The 18706-nt window shown below is 56.8% G+C and carries 11 protein-coding genes and 1 pseudogene; 9 read left to right on the top strand and 3 right to left on the bottom strand.

All coding sequences use genetic code 11. From position 1 onward, the window contains the following. Positions 1-63 precede the first annotated feature (63 nt). The 6 genes from H9L05_RS23205 to tamL all read left to right on the top strand — a co-directional run bounded on the left by H9L05_RS23205 (position 64) and on the right by tamL (position 12371). Positions 64-789: a DUF4394 domain-containing protein gene (locus H9L05_RS23205; protein WP_223284916.1), complete on the top strand. Its 726-nt coding sequence runs from the start codon at positions 64-66 to the stop codon at positions 787-789. 242 nt (positions 790-1031) lie between these two features. Then, positions 1032-2633, top strand: a complete 1602-nt coding sequence (locus H9L05_RS05925) for a DUF4394 domain-containing protein (protein WP_187733405.1) — start codon at positions 1032-1034, stop codon at positions 2631-2633. A gap of 167 nt (positions 2634-2800) precedes the next feature. Beyond that, positions 2801-4396, top strand: coding sequence for a DUF4394 domain-containing protein (locus H9L05_RS05920; RefSeq protein WP_187733404.1), 1596 nt, complete (start codon positions 2801-2803; stop codon positions 4394-4396). Between the two features lie 317 nt (positions 4397-4713). Next, positions 4714-5340, top strand: coding sequence for a DUF748 domain-containing protein (locus H9L05_RS05915; protein WP_187733403.1), 627 nt, complete (start codon positions 4714-4716; stop codon positions 5338-5340). Between the two features lie 152 nt (positions 5341-5492). After that, the gene (locus H9L05_RS05910) at positions 5493-9851 is read left to right on the top strand and encodes a translocation/assembly module TamB domain-containing protein (RefSeq protein WP_187733402.1); all 4359 of its coding nucleotides are present in this window, start codon (positions 5493-5495) and stop codon (positions 9849-9851) included. A gap of 195 nt (positions 9852-10046) precedes the next feature. Then, positions 10047-12371: a translocation and assembly module lipoprotein TamL gene (gene tamL / locus H9L05_RS05905; RefSeq protein WP_187733401.1), complete on the top strand. Its 2325-nt coding sequence runs from the start codon at positions 10047-10049 to the stop codon at positions 12369-12371. 359 nt (positions 12372-12730) lie between these two features. On the opposite strand, the pseudogene H9L05_RS05900 reads toward tamL, so the two are convergent. The 3 genes and pseudogenes from H9L05_RS05900 to fdhD all read right to left on the bottom strand — a co-directional run bounded on the left by H9L05_RS05900 (position 12731) and on the right by fdhD (position 16661). Beyond that, a pseudogene (locus H9L05_RS05900) lies at positions 12731-15285 on the bottom strand (FdhF/YdeP family oxidoreductase). A 158-nt stretch (positions 15286-15443) separates the two neighbouring features. Beyond that, positions 15444-15767, bottom strand: coding sequence for a DUF7009 family protein (locus tag H9L05_RS05895; RefSeq protein ID WP_187733400.1), 324 nt, complete (start codon positions 15765-15767; stop codon positions 15444-15446). 12 nt (positions 15768-15779) lie between these two features. Then, positions 15780-16661, bottom strand: coding sequence for a formate dehydrogenase accessory sulfurtransferase FdhD (fdhD, locus tag H9L05_RS05890; protein WP_223284755.1), 882 nt, complete (start codon positions 16659-16661; stop codon positions 15780-15782). A gap of 351 nt (positions 16662-17012) precedes the next feature. Between fdhD and H9L05_RS05885 the strand changes: the two genes are divergently transcribed. The 3 genes from H9L05_RS05885 (at position 17013) to H9L05_RS05880 (ending at position 18635) form a co-directional block, all read left to right on the top strand. Then, a complete protein-coding gene (locus H9L05_RS05885; RefSeq protein ID WP_317175119.1) occupies positions 17013-17930 on the top strand; it encodes a HesA/MoeB/ThiF family protein in 918 nt (305 codons plus the stop codon). Positions 17931-17938: 8 nt separating this feature from the next. Further along, a complete protein-coding gene (locus tag H9L05_RS25875; RefSeq protein ID WP_317175118.1) occupies positions 17939-18121 on the top strand; it encodes a rhodanese-like domain-containing protein in 183 nt (60 codons plus the stop codon). Between the two features lie 103 nt (positions 18122-18224). After that, positions 18225-18635 (top strand): hypothetical protein, encoded by a 411-nt coding sequence (locus tag H9L05_RS05880; RefSeq protein ID WP_187733399.1) that lies wholly within the window; start codon positions 18225-18227, stop codon positions 18633-18635. Positions 18636-18706: the final 71 nt, after the last annotated feature.

Below are 18706 nucleotides of genomic sequence, written 5' to 3'. Positions count from 1 at the left end.
AGCATCGCCATCCCAACCTCACCGGTAGCTTACGCGGTCACCATCAACAACGACCTGTTGATTGTGGACCCCACCAATCCGTCCACTTCCATCACTAAACCCATCACCGGGCTTACTCCGAATGAAGAGATGGCCGGCCTGGATTTTCGACCCCTTAATGGGCAACTCTACGCCCTGACTGTGCAGCGTCCGCAGGGTGGTCCTCAGATGGATAATGGCCGCTTGTACACGATCAATGCCGCCACTGCCGAGGCTACGCGGGTAGCTAGCTTATCTGTTCCATTAACGTTCAGAGGCGCGTATGGCTTCGATTTCAACCCCGTAGTGGACCGCATTCGTATTGTGAGCCGCTCCGGCCTGAACGTACGGGTCAACCCTGCTGACGGCTCCGCCATCCAGGACGGTGACCTGAATCCGGGTACGCCAGTAGTGGAGGCCGCCGCCTACGACAACAACTTCGCCGGCGCAACTATCTCCAATTTGTACGTAATCGATACCCGCGATTTCAGCCCCCGGGCCCCTTTCCTTTCCGCCAAGCTGTTTCAACTGAACGCGCCCAATGCTGGCAATATGGTAGAAGTGGGGAATCTGGAGCTGAACGCCGGCCCCGGCAGCAACTTCGATATCGGAGGCACTACCAACACGGGCTACGCTGTGCTGAACATTACGGGTAGCACGGAACTGTATACCATCGATCTTGCTACGGGTAAGGCTACCAGCAAAGGCATATTTGGCCGAAGCTCCGGTGGTATCGGCACAAGCGGCTTTACCGTGGGCTTGGGCTTCTAATTCATTGTCTGGTTAGTTTGAACTCTTCATGCCATAAAAAAGCCCCCTAAAATCATTTGGGGGCTTTTTTTGTGGTTTTATATGATAAGGACATGCCCAAGGGCACTAAATATCAGGCATCTCAACTAGAATTAATTCTTTCTAGAAAGTGGAAAATAGCAACATCCAAATACAATAGAGTTGCGTATGGCGAAGGAGCTTAGTTCAATTATTTCTTCCTTCCATCCTATCATCTTCATTATATGCTAAAACGTTCTTCCCTCGCCACTTGGGGCGCGGCTGTTCTGTTATTGTCCTCGCTAAGTAGCTGCGAAGACATCCTGGAGCAGTACTTCCCCAAACCCACTCCACCGCCCACTATTCCCACCTTTCCACCTCTAGGCCAAGACATATCCTTCTATGCGCTGTCGGGCGGCACCAAGCTCGATGCCTACTCTACCAAAGATGCCGCCACGCGCCTTAGTTCGGTTTCCATCACGGGCCTGGGCAGCGGTGAGACCTTGCTAGCCATCGACTTTCGCCCCGCTACGGGCCAACTCTACGGGGTGAGCAGCGGCAGTAGGCTGTACGTTATCAATCAGAATACCGGCGCGGCCCGAGCCATCGGCAGTGGCGCCTTCACCCCGGCCTTGGGGGGCAATTTAGTCGGCTTTGACTTCAACCCGACCGTGGACCGCATTCGCTTGGTCACTAGCACGGGCCAGAACCTGCGGGTGAATCCAGAGACCGGTACGGTGGTCGCCACCGATGGGGCCGTTAACGGCGTGGCGGGCGCCACGCTGACCGGGGTAGCCTATACCAACAACACCGCCGGCGCTACGACTACGGCCTTATACGCCATTAACACCCAGAACCAACAGCTTTACCTAATCAACCCACCCAATGACGGGACCGTGGTGCAAGTGGGCAATTTAAATGTGCCAGTGAGCGGCAATGGCGGCTTCGATATCGATGCCACGACCGGCACAGCCTTAGGTCTGTATCCAGTCAATGGTAATCCTACACTATTCACCGTCGACTTGACTACGGGCGCGGCCCGGCCCTTGGCCCAGTACGCGGCCTCCACTGCTTATGCAGGTCTAGCCATCCCGACTCAGCCCGTAGCTTATGCCACTACGGCAAATAGCCTATATATCTTTAATATAGCTACGCCTGCGGTTGGGGTTACCAAGCCCATCACAGGCTTAGCGCCCGGGGAGTCAGTGGCTGGCATAGACTTTCGGCCGGCTAATGGCCAACTGTATGCCATAGCTCGCACAGCTGACTTTAATAACGTGACACTGTATACGATTAACGCTGCCACTGCTGCTGCGACTCGTGTCGGTCCACTCACCGGGCCAACAGAGTTACTCATTGCTGGTCCCGGGTTTGACTTTGACCCGGTAGCAGATCGTATTCGCATTATTAGTGGTCAGAGGAATGTAAGCATCAACCCTGTGGATGCTACTTTCATAGAAGATGGTTTGCTGCATTTGAATGGCCAGAGAAGTACTGGCCTTGATGCAGGTATAGCGTCGGTGGCGTACGATAATAATTACGCCGGGGCTACCACTGCTACTTTATACGCTATTTTCTCGCGCAAAGGAGACTTTGCGATTATAACGCAGCCGGCTGAAGGAATCTATAGTTTCCGGAATCTTACTTTCGCGCTTGATCTTCAGTATAATACAGGATTTGACATTGGTGGAATGAGCAATACAGGCTACGCCATTCTTACCAATGCGTTACAGCAATTTGACCCTGGCCGATATTTCTATACAATTGATCTGGCTAGTGCTAGTGCTACTAAAAAGGAAGTATTTCCTTTTGATGCGACTGGATTTACGGTTGGCTTAGGGTTTTAGTATTTGCTCACCACATAAGCATGTCTGTTTATTACAAAGCCCCGGCTCAAGAGTCGGGGCTTTGATGCTATGTTTTGTATTTCATTTTACTCTCATCGCTGTATGAAAACAACTTCTTCACTTGCCAAGCTTGGGGCCGCTGCCTTGCTATTGGTGTCACTCACGAGTTGCGAAGACATCTTGGAGCAGTACTTCCCCAAGCCCACTCCACCACCAGTTATTCCTACCTTTCCCCCATTAGGCCAGGACATTGCTTTTTACGCACTATCGGGGGCACCAAGCTCGACGCCTACTCCACGAAAAATGCCGCCACGCGCCTTAGTTCAGTCAACATTACGGGCTTGGGCAATGGCGAGACTTTGCTGGCCATCGACTTTCGCCCCGCTACGGGTCAGCTTTACGGGGTGAGTAGCGCGAGCCGCTTGTATGTCATTAACCAGAATACCGGCGCGGCCCGAGCCATCGGCAGTGGCGCCTTCACACCAGCGCTGGGGGGCAATTTAGTCGGCTTCGACTTCAACCCGACCGTGGACCGCATTCGCTTGGTCACTAGCACGGGCCAGAACTTGCGGCTGAACCCGGAGACGGGCGCAGTGGCCGCTACCGATGGGGCCATCACTGGCGCAGCGGGCGCTGCTATTAATGGGGCGGCCTACACCAACAATACGACAAAAGCGGCTACAACGGTGCTCTATGACTTGGACCCGGCCACCGATCAGCTCTACCGCCAGGATCCGCCTAACGACGGGACATTAGTAGCGGTCGGGAGTCTGAACCTGAACATTAGCGGCGACGGGGGCTTCGACATTGATGCCAAAACTGGCACCGCTCTTGGGTTATATAGTGTAAGTGGCAACCCTACTCTCTTCACCGTAAATCTGGCTACCGGCGCGGCGCGGCCTTTAGCTCAGTACGCAACTAGCTTAGCCTACTCCGGCATCGCCATTCCCACTCAGCCAGTTATTTATGCTGCCGGGTTTATAACTATTCCTCTGAGAGGAACTTTTAACTCCTTGTACACTTTCGACCCAACGAACACCACTGACCCCACCGCTGCCATCACGCAGCAGTTCGGTGGGTTGGCTATAAACCAACAAGTCGTGGGCCTGGACTTCCGCCCGGCAACTGGTCAACTCTACGCCTTGATAATAGGGCAAGGAGCCCGCTATCTGAACGGAATCGACTATATCGCCAGTACTAGGCTCTATACCATCGATCTGGTAACGGCTATGGCTACGCCTGTAGCTGACCTGAGTATCCCCTTATCCTTTTCTTCAGGAACTAGCGCTTATACATTTGATTTCGACCCTATCGACGACCGTATTCGTATCGTGAGACGTAGTGGGGGGCAAAACCTAAGGGTGAACCCCACCGACGGGGTTGTTACCGTAGATAGCAATCTGAATCCTGCCTTGCCATCCGTAAGTGCAGTGGCTTATGATAATAGCTTTGTCGGCGCAACCTCTACCAAGTTGTACGTTCTGGGTAGCAATAAGCTTTATCTTCAGAATCCGCCTAACGCAGGCACGCTGACCGAAATCGGGACAATAGGCCTGAGTGGATTTAGCTCGACCACGACCAGTGTTAATGTTTTTGATATTGGAGGTACTAGCAATACGGCCTATGCTATTTCAATTGGCAGTAATAACCAAAATGAGGTTTCGATTCTTGACCTAGCGACCCCAAGAGCCACTTTTCTTCGCAAACTCAACCTTGCTGGTGGTCCTTTCATCTTTTCCTTAGCAGTTGCGCCAGGTTTTTAACCCGTTTATTAGGATAAACAAAAAGCCCTGGCTCGAGAGCCAGGGCTTTTTGTTTACATACTGCTGGTTGCACACTGCTGGCAGGTGCAAATAGACACCGTCACCAAGCTCGACACTACCGCTTGCTGGTTTCGCAAGTTTCGTGCTTCACGCCGCACCAGTCGCGATATATAGAGCGTTCTAACAGCAAAAAAGCCCCCCAGCCAACCTAGCATGGCCTTTTTTCGTTGGGTGATACTGAACACTTTAAGCACAGCTGAGTTATCAAATCCCTGCCTACCTACGTTCGCCGCATCCTCTATGGTATCCTGGGGTTGGTGGCTTTTATTGTCCTACTGGTAATCCTGGTAGTGGTGGCTTTGCAATTCCCGGCTGCCCAGGATTTTGCGGCGCGCAAAGCCAGCGGCTATCTGCAAGATAAGATCGGGACGGAAGTGCGCATCGGGAAATTCCGCACCGACTGGCGCAACGCCATTTCCCTCGACGATGTGTATCTGGAAGACCAGAAGGGCGATACCCTGCTGGCCGTGGGTCATTTGGGCGTCAACATTGACTTGTGGGCGCTCACCAAATCGCAGATTAACGTAAAGTCGGTGGAGCTGAATGACGGTACCGTGGGCATCACGCGCACCCTGCCCGACAGCACCTTCAACTTCGACTATATCACGGCCGCCTTCGCGACCGGCGACACCACCACGGCCCCCGTCGATACGGCCAGCGCCGGGTTTCAGTACAACATCGGGGACGCCCGCCTGACCAACATTCGCCTCCGCTACGACGACCAGGTGGAAGGCATGGCCGTGAAGACGCGCGTAGGCGAGCTGGCCGTGAACATGGACGCCGTTGACGTGGACGCCTCCACCTACCGCATCGATCAGGCGGCTCTGCGCAACACCCGCATCGACATTGTGCAGAGCAAAAACGCCCCCCGGACACGGCCGTAAGTGAGCCGCTGGAACTGGAGCTGGGCCTGAACCGCGCGCAGCTCAATAATGTCAGTCTGACGTACAAAAATGCCCCCTCGGCCCAGTATATCACCACCCGCATCGGCCAGGCCGACATTACCACCGACAACATCGACCTGCGCAACTCGCGGGTGGCCCTCAATACGTTGCTGCTGCGCAACACCTCCTTCGCCTACGCCCAAAATGAGAACGTGCCCGTTGAGGAGCGCATCATCAATCCGGCCGAGGCTGTACGCGACCTGAATGAATCGGTGGAGAAAGCGACCGGCCAGGAAGCCAGCTGGGTGGTTACGCTCAAGAAATCCGACATCAACGGGGTAGATGTGGCGTTCGACAACTTTAACGAGCCCGCCCAAAAAACCCGCGTGCGGGGCATGGACTATAATCACCTCAAGTTTACCGACTTGATTCTGAATACGGAGAACCTGTTTTACTCCGAAAACCGCACCACGGGCCGCATCGTGAATCTGGCGGGCAAGGAGCAAAGCGGCTTTGAGGTAGAAAGCGCCACGGCCGATGTCGTCTTCGACTCGGTGCAAACTCGCCTCGACAACCTCGACCTGATAACGCCCCACACGCGCATCCGCCGCACTTTGGCTATGGGCTACGAAAGCCTAGATGCCCTGGCCGACACCGAGAAGCTGGGCCAGCTGCGCATTGAGGGTGACCTGCGCGAAACCCGCCTGGGCTTCCGGGATATTCTGTATCTGGCCCCCGATTTGGCCAGCACCCCACCGTTTACTACTGGCCCTAACCAGTCGGTGCTGGTGAGTGGGCGCGTAAATGGCCGCGTGGGCGACTTCCGGGTGCAGAACCTGGATGTGGTGGGCTTTCGCAATACGGTGCTGCGCGCCAGTGGCCGCATTCAGGGCCTGCCCGAAGTAGACCGCCGCCTCTACACCGACCTCAACATCGCGCAGTTTACGACCACCGCGGCCGATATCAAGAGTTTGGCTCCCGCCGGTACTATTCCGCGGGAGTATCAATTGCCGCCGCGCATTGCGGTATCGGGCACGTTTCAGGGCCGCCCTACGGCCATGGTGTTTGATACCAATCTGAAAGTAAACACCAGCTTCGGCAACGCGACGGCCGTGGTGAATATGGAACCCGGCCCCGCCGGCCGGGAGCCCGTTACGGCTCGCTTCTCGGTACAGAACTTCAACGTGGGTGCCGTGCTGCGAGATCCGACCATTGGACGCGTGACGACTACTGGTCGCCTGAATGCCCGCGGCCTCGACCCGGCTACCATGCAAGGCCGCCTAGTGGCCGACGTGCAGCGGGCCGAGTACAATAACTACACGTACCGCGACATTGCCGCCACCGTCGACATCGACCGCAACCGCTATGTGATTGCTGCCGAAAGCAAAACCGACCCCAACCTGAACCTCGACGTGCTGGCGACTGTGAATCTGCGCGACGCAAACAACCCGAGCTACGAAGTGTCGTCGCTGAACCTGCGGGGGGCAAATCTGACGGCGCTGGGCTTCTATACCGGCGGCGACCTGCGCGTGCAGGGCAACCTGACGGCCAACCTCAGCGGTGCTGATGCCAATTCCATCAACGGCACGTTCTCGGGGCAGAATGTGGTAGTTGTGCGTGATAACCAGCCTTTTGCCTTTGGCACATTGGAAGGTAAGATTGTGCAACAGCCCGGTCGCTCGGCGGTGGACGTGACCTCGGATATTTTCACGGTTAAGCTGGATGGCAATACGCCGCTAGGTGATCTGGCAACGGTGCTTCAGCAGCACATCGACCGCTACTTCGACCTGCCCGATGTGCGCTACGTGGCGGGCGGTCCGGCCCGCAATTTCACCTTCGATGTGCGCGTGCTGGAGCCCCGCCCGATTGCGGCCTTTGTACCGGGATTAACCAAGATTTCGCCTTTCAACCTGACCGGCGGCTTCGACAGCCGGGAAGCTAACCTGACGCTGAACAGCCGGATTCCGGTTATCATCTACGAGGGCTTCCGGCTCGACTCGACCCAGCTTACCATTGCCTCCGATCCGCAAAAGCTGGATTACGCGCTGCGTATGCGCCAGGCCAGCCAGGATACCAGTCTGCGCCTGCCCAACCCCAGCATAACCGGCAACGTGGCCAACAACCAGGTGGCTACAAGCGTGCGCATTGCGGAGTCGGATAGCGCCCAGCTGCTGAATCTGGCTGGGGTGCTGCAAGTGCTGAGCCAAGGCGACGCGTATGCGTTCAGCTTTGATGAAAATCTGGTGGTGAGTAACCAGAAATGGACGGTTGCACCCAATAATAAGGTGCAGTATACTCTGGCATCAGGGGCAGTGCGAGCCGAAAACGTGCGCTTAAGTCAGGGCCAGCAGTTTATCGAGCTGCAAACCTTGCCGGGGGGCGAATATCCGTTGCAGGTGCGCTTGGGCAGCCTCGATCTGAACATGCTGGCTGTAGCGGGCGGCTTGCAGGATTCGTTGGTGGGCGGTACGCTCAACGGGCAGGCTGTAGTACGCAGTCTGGGCCAGCCGCGCCAGGCATTTACCGCCGACATGACCCTGAGCAGCTTCGCCTACAACAAGTCGGTTATCGGTGACTTGTCGTTGAATGCAACTAATCCCACTGCCGACCGCTACCAGGTCGATGCTCGCCTGACGGGCGGGCCCAACAACAACGAAGTGCGGGCCACGGGCTACTACTTGGCGGCTGGCGATTTGGATATGGCCATCAACGTAGCTCGCCTGAACCTGAATACGGCCGAGCCTTTCGCGCTCGGCGAGGTGCGCGAGATGACGGGCTATCTGACTGGTGATTTTACGGTGCGAGGCACTACAAATGCCCCCCAGCTGCGCGGTACGCTCAATACCAACGATGCCGGCTTTACGCTTACCCAGCTTGGCGCCCCTTTCACGCTGCCCAACGAAAGCCTGACTTTCGATGAGCAGGGAATCAAGTTTCAGGACTTTACCATTCTGGATTCGCTGAACAACAAGGCGGAAATCAACGGCTACGTGTACACCAAGAACTACATCGACGACTACCGCTTTCAGCTGCGAGCCGTTACGAATGACTTTCTGGCCGTGCAAAGCACCCAGCGCGATAACGAAATATTCTACGGCAAGCTACTGGTCGATTCGGACACGCGCATAACCGGGGATCTTGCGTTGCCGCGCATCCGCACCACGGCTACCGTAGTGGAAGGCTCCAATCTGACGGTGGTGGTGCCCAACGATGAGGCCGTGGCGGTAGAGCGAGAGGGCATTGTCGAGTTCATCGACCTCAGCGCGCCGCTCGATACTATGTTGGCCCGTCAGGCACCCGTCGATTCGGCCCAAACGGCGGAGGGCTTTGATATTGCCGCCGTCGTGACTGTGACCGATGAGACGCCGTTTACCATTGTCATCGACCAGGCCTCCGGCGACAATCTGCAAGTGCGGGCCGCCGGCACGCTGAACACCGCCATCGACCCTGCGGGTACCATTACGCTCAGCGGACGGCTGGATGTGACGGAGGGCAAGTACGCTATGTCTCTATACGACCTAGCTTCGCGCGAATTTGAGATTGCCCAGGGCAGCTCTATCACGTGGAGCGGCGACCCGTATAATGCCCAAACCAACGTAACGGCTATTTTCAATGTCAAAACGGCCCCCGCGGAGCTGTTGGCCGGGCAGGGTGAAGCCGACGAAAGCTTGCAGACGATCGGGCGCAATCAGTTGCCCTTTGAGGTGTTGTTGAAGGTAAACGGCGACCTGCTCAAGCCCGTTATCAGCTTCGATATTCAACTGCCCGAAGATGCCCGTACCCAGTTGCGGCCCCAAATCGAAAACCGTCTGGCCCAGCTACGCCAGCCGAGCCAGACGGACGAACTGAACAAGCAGGTATTCTCACTGCTGGTGCTGGAGCGCTTCCTAGCTGCCAATCCGTTCGAGTCGAGTGGAGGTAGCCTGGTGGCGGAGCAGCTGCGGGGTAGCGCCAGTCAGGTGCTTACCCAGCAGCTTAACAAGCTCACGGGCAGCTACCTCTCCAACTTAGGCGTGGAGCTGGGCGTGAACTCACAGGCTGACTTCTCCTCGGGCTCCGAGAAAACGCGCACCGACCTGAACGTGGCCGTGCGTCGCCAGCTCTTCAACGACCGTGTAACGGTGCGACTGGGTACGGATGTGCCGTTGGCCGGGGGCAACCAGGCTTCGAGCGGACAGCAAAGCGTGAGCAACTTCGCCGGCGACGTGAGCATTGAGTATGATATTCTGGCTAACGGCCGCCTCCGCCTGCGCGCCTACCGCAACAACGCCTACGGCGACATCGATGGGCAGTACGTGCGCAACGGCGCCTCCCTCATTTTCCAGCGCGACTACAAGACCCTGGCCGACTTGTTTCAGGGCATTGACAAAGACGTAAAAGAAGAACGCAAGCAAAACCGCAAACGCGAAAAACAGGAAGAAAAAGCAGTCAAAGACTCCGTGCAAACCGTGGCCGTGCCCCGGCGTGAGGCCGGCCGCTTGGCGCGGCGCCAGACGACGGCGGGCCGGTGATGTAGAACGGAGTGGCACTCCGTTCTGCCGCCTAGCGGCAAGCCCACGCGGGCGCGGTTACGGCTTTGCGCTTCGCGTAAGAACGGAGTGCCACTCCGTTCTACATTCTGCCATTATCTACCCAAAATCTCCAACTTATTCCGTGCCTTCTACGACCCACACCGTTATTGCTATCGCAAAAAAAGCCCCCCAGTGGTGGCTGGGGGCTTTTTTGTCCTGCTGCTGGCTGGCTGCTCCGGCACCAAGTTTATTCCCGAAGGCAGCAAGCTCTACACCGGCAGCACCGTCGCGATTAAGTCGGAAAGCGCTATTCCGAATGAGTCGGTGCTGACGACGGAGTTGGAGTCGGTGATAACGCCCAAGCCCAACAGCTCCATTCTGGGGCTGCGGCCCAAGCTGTATTTCTGGCACATGGGCGAGGGCAAAACCAAGGGCCTGGGCAAGTGGCTGGCCGATAAATACGGCGAAGAGCCCGTGCTGCTGAGCGCCGTGGACACCAACAATGTAAAGGGGCTGATGACCAACCGTCTTTACAACAATGGCTATTTCAAGCCCGCCGTGAGCAGCAAGGTGAAGGTGAAAGATAACACGGCCTCCATTGATTATGTGGCGGCGGTGGGCAAGCCGTATCTGATCAAAGAGATTCACTTCCCCGACCGCGACACGCTCATCGACCGCGCTATTCGGGCCACGGAGCCAAACTCGCTGCTGAAAGTAGGCGACCCGTACAACCTGCAAACCATGATTAACGAGCGGGTACGTATCGACGCGGCGCTCAAAAACCAGGGCTACTATTATTTCAACCCCGATTATATTCTGTTTCAGGTAGATAGCACCCTGGATAATGAAGCGAATGTCTACCTGAAAATTAAGGGTACCATTCCGCCCCAGGCGGCTAAGCCGTATGTGCTTAATCGGGTGACGCTGGATACCGACTATACTCTTTCTGATACGACGGAAGGCGCCAAGGAGCCAGTCATGTTTCGGGGCTACCGCTACTTCCCCGACGAGAAAGTGTTTAAGGCTAAGGCTATTACCAACGCCACCTTCATTTACCCCGACAGCATTTACCGCCGCCGCCGCTCCGACCAGACGCTGAGCCGACTGATGAGCCTGGGCACCTTCAAGTTTGTGGACATCCGGTACCGGGCCGCCAACCAGCCCGATTCGGGGGGCTACGGCCACCTCAATTCTCTGGTACGCATGACGCAGGTGCCCAAAAAGTCGCTGCGGGCGGAGGTACAGATGAACGTGTCCAACATTTTCACCGGGCCGGGCATTGTCTTGCAGTTTCGCAACCGCTCTGCCCTGCGGGGCGCTGAGCAGCTGCTGATAAATGCGCGGGCCTCATTTGAAACCGGCAACGGTATTCAGTCGGGCGTTACGTCAACCACCATTGGGGTAGATGGGCAGCTGCTGGTGCCGCGCCTGATTACGCCGCCTTTTGATATCCGTCTGCGCAACTCGGATTTTCAGCCCCGCACTTTCTTCAACGCGGGCTATAAGTACGTGCTGCGCACCAACTTTTTTCAGCAGGATGTATTTAATCTGGGCTATGGCTACAGTTGGAAAACCAAGGTCACCAACGAGCAGCAGCTTCAGCCCATCAACGTAGAATACCTGCGCCTGGCTAACACGGATGCAGCTTTCGATTCTTTATTGCGTGAGCGGCCTTTCCTGGCCAATAGCTTCCGTCAGCAGTTTGTTTTGGGTAGCAGCTACACCTATACCTACAACCAGCAGGTGCTGGAGCAGCGCCGCAACCAGATTTATTTTAGCGGAGGAGTAGAGCTGGCCGGCAACTTGGCGTACCTGCTGCAAAGCACTAAAGGAGCCCCCCAGAATGAGCAGGGCAACTACGAGCTGTTTGGGCAGGAGTTTTCGCAGTACACCAAGGTCAACCTGGAGTTTCGCGACTACTTCCGCGTGTCGCCCGACGCTACCAGCGGCAACCGCTTTGCTACGCGCTTGCTGATTGGAGTGGGCGTGCCGTATAAGAACTCCAATGTGCTGCCTTATCTGAAGCAGTACGGTATTGGAGGACCGAACAGCGTGCGGGCCTTCGCCGCGCGGGGCATCGGACCGGGCACGTACCGCTCTCAGGACCCGGAAGATGTAACCAGCTTCTACGACCAGGTCGGCGACATGCGTCTGGAAGCCAACATCGAATACCGCCACGATTTGTTTCCGTATGTGAAAGGCGCTCTGTTTGTTGATGCGGGTAACATCTGGCTGATTAATGCCGATGCCGACCGCCCTACCTTCGATGCCAACGGCCAGCCCGACGGCAAAAACGGCCAGTTCAAATTCAACAGCTTCTTTCGGGAATTAGCCGTGGGCGCCGGCGCCGGCATCCGCATCGACGTGCAGTTCTTCGTTATCCGTTTCGATGCGGCCTACCCGCTCATTTATCCGTTTGAGAATTCAGCTTTCCAAACGCCGAATGGCGATGATTATAATAAGCTGGACTCCGGCTTTAAGGCCGTGCGCCTGAATATCGGTATCGGCTATCCGTTCTAGGTTTACCCCTGGCGATTGGCCTCACCCCCGACCCCCTCGCCTAGGGGTAACGCGCTTCAAGTGTTTGCGGGTGAGCCTGACGTTAATCGTTCTACGTGGCTACGTCGCCTGTCGCCTCCGCAACCGCTACCGACTTAGATTTTTTGCAACGTAAAAAAGCCCCCAGAAAAATCTGGGGGCTTTTTTGGATCTGAGCTTGGCGGATGGAACTCGTAGTAGTGCCTGAGGCGAAAGCCGAAGGTGCGGCGTAGAACGATTAACGTCAGGCTCACCCGCAAACACTTGAAGCGCGTTACCCCTAGGCGAGGGGGTCGGGGGGTGAGGCCAATCGTTGGGGGCTTTTTCGCCGCCTAAGAAGCTTACGCCTCCACCGCTTCCCGAGCCATTGCCTTTTCCGAAGCGCCATTAGAAACGGCAGCAGGTACCACCGTCACCACCACATACTTGGAAGTAGGCGTATTACTCACCTTAGCCACGCTGGAAATTGGTACCAGTGGGTTGGCCTCGGGGAAGTAAGCGCACACGTTGCCTTTGGGAATATCATACGGCACGGCCACGAACTTCTCTACGGTGCGCTGCTCGCCTTCATAGTGGCTGGTGATGTCGATCAGGTCCTTGGCTTTAATACTGCGGGCGGCCATGTCCTGCTTATTCATGAACAGCACGCGTCGCTCGCCGTGGATGCCCCGGTAGCGGTCGTTGTACTCGTAAATGGTCGTGTTGAACTGGTCGTGGCTGCGCACGGTCATCAATACCAGTTGGTCGGGCTCCAGGAGGGGCTTTTCCAGGGTAGTGGTAGTGAAGTTGGCTTTGCCGTTCTCAGTTGTAAACTTCCGCTCACGGGGGCCGTTGGGCAAATAAAAGCCCCCGGACGGCGGAGCTTCTCGTTGAAGTTCTCGAAGCCCGGAATCACGCGGGCAATATGGTCGCGGATGTTGTCGTAGTTCTGGGTCATGGCTACCCAATCTACCTTGGTCCGGTGCCCGATGGTGGCCAGGGCCATACCGCTGATGATGGCTACTTCGCTCAGCATCTGCCCATCGAGCGGCACCAGCACGCCTTTGTTTTGGCTAACTACGCCCATCGAGTTCTCGCAGGACGTCATCTGGTGGCCCGACTTCTGCATGTCGATATCCAGGTGGGTGAAGCAGGGAAGCAACAAGCTGGTTTCGCCGGTTACGAGGTGGCCGCGGTTGAGCTTGGTGCCCACAAACACGGTCAGCTTCTGCTTGCGCATACCTTCGGCAATCAGCTCGGTATCGGGGCCCGCGGCTAATAAATTGCCCCCCAGACTGAAATACACTTTGATTTTGCCCAGTACCATAGCCTTGATGCTTTCCACGGTATCCAAGCCTTGCTCGCGGGGCGGCGAGAAGCCGAACTCCTTTTCCAGCGCGTCCAGAAAGTTTTTGTGCGGCTTTTCCCAGATGCCCATGGTCCGGTCGCCCTGCACGTTGGAGTGGCCACGCACCGGGCAAGTGCCCGCGCCCGGCTTGCCGATGGCGCCCTTCATCAGTTGCAGGTTGATGATTTCCTGGATGGTTTCGACGCCCTTGCGCTGCTGCGTAACGCCCATGGCCCAGCAGGTGATGATTTTCTGCTTGTTGGCAATGAGGTTAGCCGCTTCCAGCAGCTCGGCCCGCGAAACACCGCTGATTTCCTCGATATCCTCCCAGCTCGTGTTGCGAATATTCTGCTCAAAAGACTCGAAGCCTGTAGTGAACTCATTCACAAAAGCGCGGTCTACCACTTGGCCAGGGTTGCGGTCTTCGGCTTCAAACAAATGCTTCATAATGCCGCGCAGCAGGGCCATGTCGCCATCCACGCGTACTTGCAGGTATACGTCCGTAATCTGCGTGCCGTCGCCCATCAGAGCGCCCAGGGCCCGCACCGGGTTCATGAAATCCTGAGGGTTTTTGAAGTGGTTCAGACCGGCTTCGATCAGCGGATTTACGCTGATGATTTTGGCCCCGTTGCGCTTGGCTTTCTGCAAAGCCGTGAGCATGCGCGGGTGGTTGGTGCCGGGATTCTGGCCAATAACCAGAATAACCTCGGCCTCGTGAATGTCATTGAGCGTGACAGAGCCTTTGCCCAGACCCAGCGTGGGGCTTAGGGCCGAGCCGCTGCTCTCGTGGCACATATTGGAGCAGTCGGGCAGGTTGTTGGTGCCAAACTCGCGCACGAAAAGCTGAAACAGGAAAGCCGGCTCGTTGGGCACTTTGCCCGAGGTATAAAACGCCGCCTCGTCGGGCGAGGAAAGCGCGTTCAGCTCCCGGCCAATGATCTGGAAGGCTTCCATCCACTCGACGGGCTCGTAGTGGGTGCCGCCGGGGCGTTTGATGAGCGGGTGCGTGAGGCGGCCGGCGTTGTTCTGGTCGCGGTCGGTCATGCGCGATAGGTCAGCGAGGCTGTGCTTAGCAAAGAACTCGGGGCCGCAGCTTTTATCGTCGGCGTCGGAGGCGGTAGCTTTGGCGCCGTTCTCGCAGAACTCGGCCACGGAGCGGTGGTCGTCGGGGTCAGGCCAGGCGCAGCTAGAGCAGTCGAAGCCGTCCTTCTGGTTCATCTTAAGCAGGCCGCGGGTGCCACGGTTCATGCCACCCTCGCTCCAGCTGAACTGCATAGATTTGATAACGGCCGTAACCCCAGCAGCTACTTTCATGCGCTCTTCCAGCTTCAGGCCAGTCAGGGTTTCGACGGGCTGGGCCAACACCGGAAACAGGTATTTGGCGCGCGCCACCTCGGGGGCCGGAATGTGTTCTTCTTCCTTCTTCAACTGTCCTTCGGGATTATAATGGTCGTTGGTGGGCGCTACTCCCTGATCAGGACGTTCCCCGCTTTTGGGCACGTTGTCCTGGGCCGTTTGCTCGTGAGTGCGGCCGGCTTTGCTGGGGTCTTCGGCGGGGGACTTTTCCATAATAAGAGCTGAGAATGAAGGTGGGTGGGCGCAACGAAACAGCGAAACTCTATTAAATACGTACAGTCTGGATTGTTGTCAACAAAAAAAGGTTTTTATTGGTTTTCAAGCACTTTAGCCAAAACCATCCACGAAGAGCGTAAGAGAAAGTTACGCCACTAGTGCCGACAATCCAGGTCCTTTTCGATTAAAACCTTGAGTGATTGAGTATCGGTGAGCAGTAAGGTTGCCGACAACCCATTTTGATCGGTTGTGGTCCATTGATTGGCCAGCGTGGCGGGCACCTTCACGGTGATGGCGCCGGCACCGTATGAGACCCGAAAATGCTCCGTTTCTACGCGCTCAAGAGCGTAAGTCAGGGCGTCGGTGGCGGCTGGACCTAGCGGGACTACGGCTGCTACCCGTCCCGTTTCGGCAAATTGGTGCACTTCCGCCTCCGACAGGCGCAAACGAAGCGAGTTATCCTCAATGCGTAGTTTCATGGGTAGCAAGGTTTATGTGTCAGACGCAGTAGCGCTTATGCGCCACTCGCCCGAATATACATTATAGCGGCCTTGGCGCACGAAGCCGCAAAGCGTCATTCCAAAGTCTTTCGCGGCTTTTACGGCCAAAGAGCTGGGGGCGCCTACGGCAGCCATCATGGGAATGCCGGCCACGGCCGCCTTTTGCACCAGCTCAAATGATGCCCGCCCACTCACCAGCAGTATGGTGTGGTGCAGGGGAAGCTGTTCTTGCAGCAGAGCCGCGCCAATTACTTTGTCCAGAGCATTGTGCCGGCCCACATCTTCGCGCAGCAGCAGCAATTCGCCTTCGGGCGAAAACAAAGCCGCTGCGTGCAAGCCGCCGGTTTGCTCAAACAAGGCTTGGGCCGCCCGCTGCCGCTCTGGCAGCTGATGAATGACGGCCGCGCTTACGTGGGGGGCATTTTTGGGCAACACCGGGCAGGAAGCCGCGTGCACCGCGTCGATGCTGGTTTTGCCACAGACGCCGCAGCTGCTGCTGGTATAAAAGTGGCGCTCCAGGCGGGGCAAGTCGGGGGTGGCCGTGGGGGAAAGCTCGGCCCGCACTACATTTTCGCGCTCTTCTTCTTTTTCTACATCGGGGCAATAGATGACGCCCTGCAACTCCTGCCGGCCCCGAATGATGCCTTCGGTGAGTAGGAAGCCCGCGGCCAGCTCAAAGTCGTGGCCCGGCGTGCGCATGGTAATGGACAGGGTACGATGCTCGCGCTGCCCGCTGGGCCCGTAGCCAATCCGAATTTCTAGGGGCTCTTCGGCGGCCAGCACATCGGAGGCTACTGTTATTTCTTCGCCCTGCACCTTGTGCACAGTGACGTAATCGTAGCTGGTGGGGGGCAAAAAAACGGGCGCGGACACGAGTGCAGGAATTAAGAAACGGAAAAAGCGGTAGTTATCAGCTGATGATTAACTCTTAGTGCCTACGTTAGTTTAGCCTACAGGTGTAGAGAGGCGTACTTGCAGATAGTCTTTGTGGGGTGTTATTTTTCCTGTCATCCTGAGACACGAAGGACTTTATAGCAGTTGTACGACTTTCCTGGTGTGAAAAGGTCCTTCGTGCCTTAGGATGACAAACAGGTGGATTTTAAATGGATGAGTATACATTAAACATTATCAGCAACGATAGTGACCCAATCAGACGTGCCGCTCACCTTTGTGGATAAACCTAAATTTGCTTTAGCTAGGTTTCTATAGTTACTTATCTGTTCTATGCTTACTCAAGAAGACCGTCAACGCTACCGCCGCCACCTTCAGCTGCCCGAAATAGGGGAGGAGGGCCAGGCGCGGCTGCTGGGGGCGCGGGTGCTGGTGGTAGGCGCTGGCGGCCTGGGCTGTCCGGTGCTGCAATACCTGGCCGCCGCCGGCGTCGGGACGCTCGGCATTGCCGACTCCGACCGGGTGGAGCTCAGCAATTTGCAGCGCCAGGTTCTGTTCGGCAACGCCGATATTGGCCAAATGAAGGCCGAAGCCGCCGCCCGTGCTGTAAAGCGCCTCAATCCATCCATCAGATGCGAAATCCACGCCCGGCGCGTAGACCGGGTGAGCGTTGAGAAGCTGGTGGGCGCCTACGATCTGGTGGTCGATGGCTCCGATAATTTTGCCACCCGCTACCTGCTCAACGACGCCTGCGTGAGCGTGGGCCGACCACTGGTTTCGGGGGCCATTTATAAGTTTGAAGGGCAGGTTTCGGTGTTCAATTACCAAGACGGCCCTACGTATCGCTGCCTGTTCCCGACGACGCCCTCGGCGGCCGAGGCGCCTAACTGCGACACCACCGGTGTGTTGGGCGTGCTGCCCGGGCTCATTGGCTGCGCCCAGGCAACGGAGGCGCTCAAAGTGCTGATGGGGCTGGGCGAAGTGCTGCGCGGCCGGCTTTGGGTATTCGATGCGCTGAGTTTTCAGTCGCGCATTCTGCGCTTTTCGCGCCACCCCGAGCACTCCCTACTCAACCTTAGCACGGCTTCCCCCACCGATTATGCGGAGCTCTGCTCGGCCACGCCAGTAGCCATAACAGCGCCGGAGCTGGCAGAGCTTTTGGCCTCCGAAGCGCCGCCGTTTCTGCTGGATGTGCGTGAGCCGGAGGAGTATTACCGCTTTCATTTGCCGGGGCTACCCTTATTCCGCTGAGCCAGGTAGTGGCTCGCGCCAGCCTGTTGCCTCGCCATCACCCCATTGTGGTGTATTGCCACCACGGCGGGCGGAGCGCGGCGGCTATTACGGAGCTGCAAACCAAGGCGGGCTTCACCAATCTGCAAAACCTGACGGGGGGCATTCATGCCTGGGCGCTGGAGGTTGATCCAACTATGCCGCAGTATTGAGGGAGGATTTCAGAAGCTAGTAGTTTACCATGCATCCATGCTAAGTAGAGTATTCGATGCATATTTGACCCGAGCCTGCCTATTCTGCTCTAATTCTACCCCGTTGGATACCACCACCCGCACCATTGCTTACCGCCCCGATTTAGGAATTTTGATTGTGCGCTGGCACCAGGATGCGTCCCTGCCGGTCTTGCAGGCTGATTATCAGGCCATGCTGGAAGTGGCGGCTGAACATAGCTGCGCCCGCTGGCTGCTGGATGTGCGCCGCCGCGAAAACACCGATCCGCAGCTGAGTGCGTGGGCCAGTGCTACCTTCTACCCCCAAGCCGCCGCCCGATTATTGCCCCAGCGCCTGCGCTTAGGCGTTCTGAATTCGACTTATATCTACGACCGCTTCCGCAATGACCCGGCGCACCAGCAGCACGTGGCGTATATGCTCGCGCCGGAGCGTCCTTTTCTGGTCAATGTTTTTGATGACGAAGGCGAGACCACGCGCTGGTTGCAGGAGGCATAAGCGTCGCTAGAATAATTGCTCCAGCCACTTGTCCAAGCAGCTCTTCAGTAAGATTATAAGTGCCAAAAATG

The sequence above is a fragment of the Hymenobacter qilianensis genome (assembly GCF_014489555.1).
Classification (GTDB): Bacteria; Bacteroidota; Bacteroidia; order Cytophagales; family Hymenobacteraceae; genus Hymenobacter; species Hymenobacter qilianensis.
Note: the sequence above shows the minus strand (reverse complement) of the source record. Positions and strands in the feature narration are given on the sequence as shown.

Bases quoted from the DNA above. Each gene is read 5' to 3' on its own strand.
- H9L05_RS05925 (WP_187733405.1), top strand. From the start codon at position 1,032: ATGCTAAAACGTTCTTCCCTCGCCACTTGGGGCGCGGCTGTTCTGTTA.
- H9L05_RS05895 (WP_187733400.1), bottom strand. From the start codon at position 15,767: ATGAAACTACGCATTGAGGATAACTCGCTTCGTTTGCGCCTGTCGGAG.
- H9L05_RS05885 (WP_317175119.1), top strand. From the start codon at position 17,013: ATGCTTACTCAAGAAGACCGTCAACGCTACCGCCGCCACCTTCAGCTG.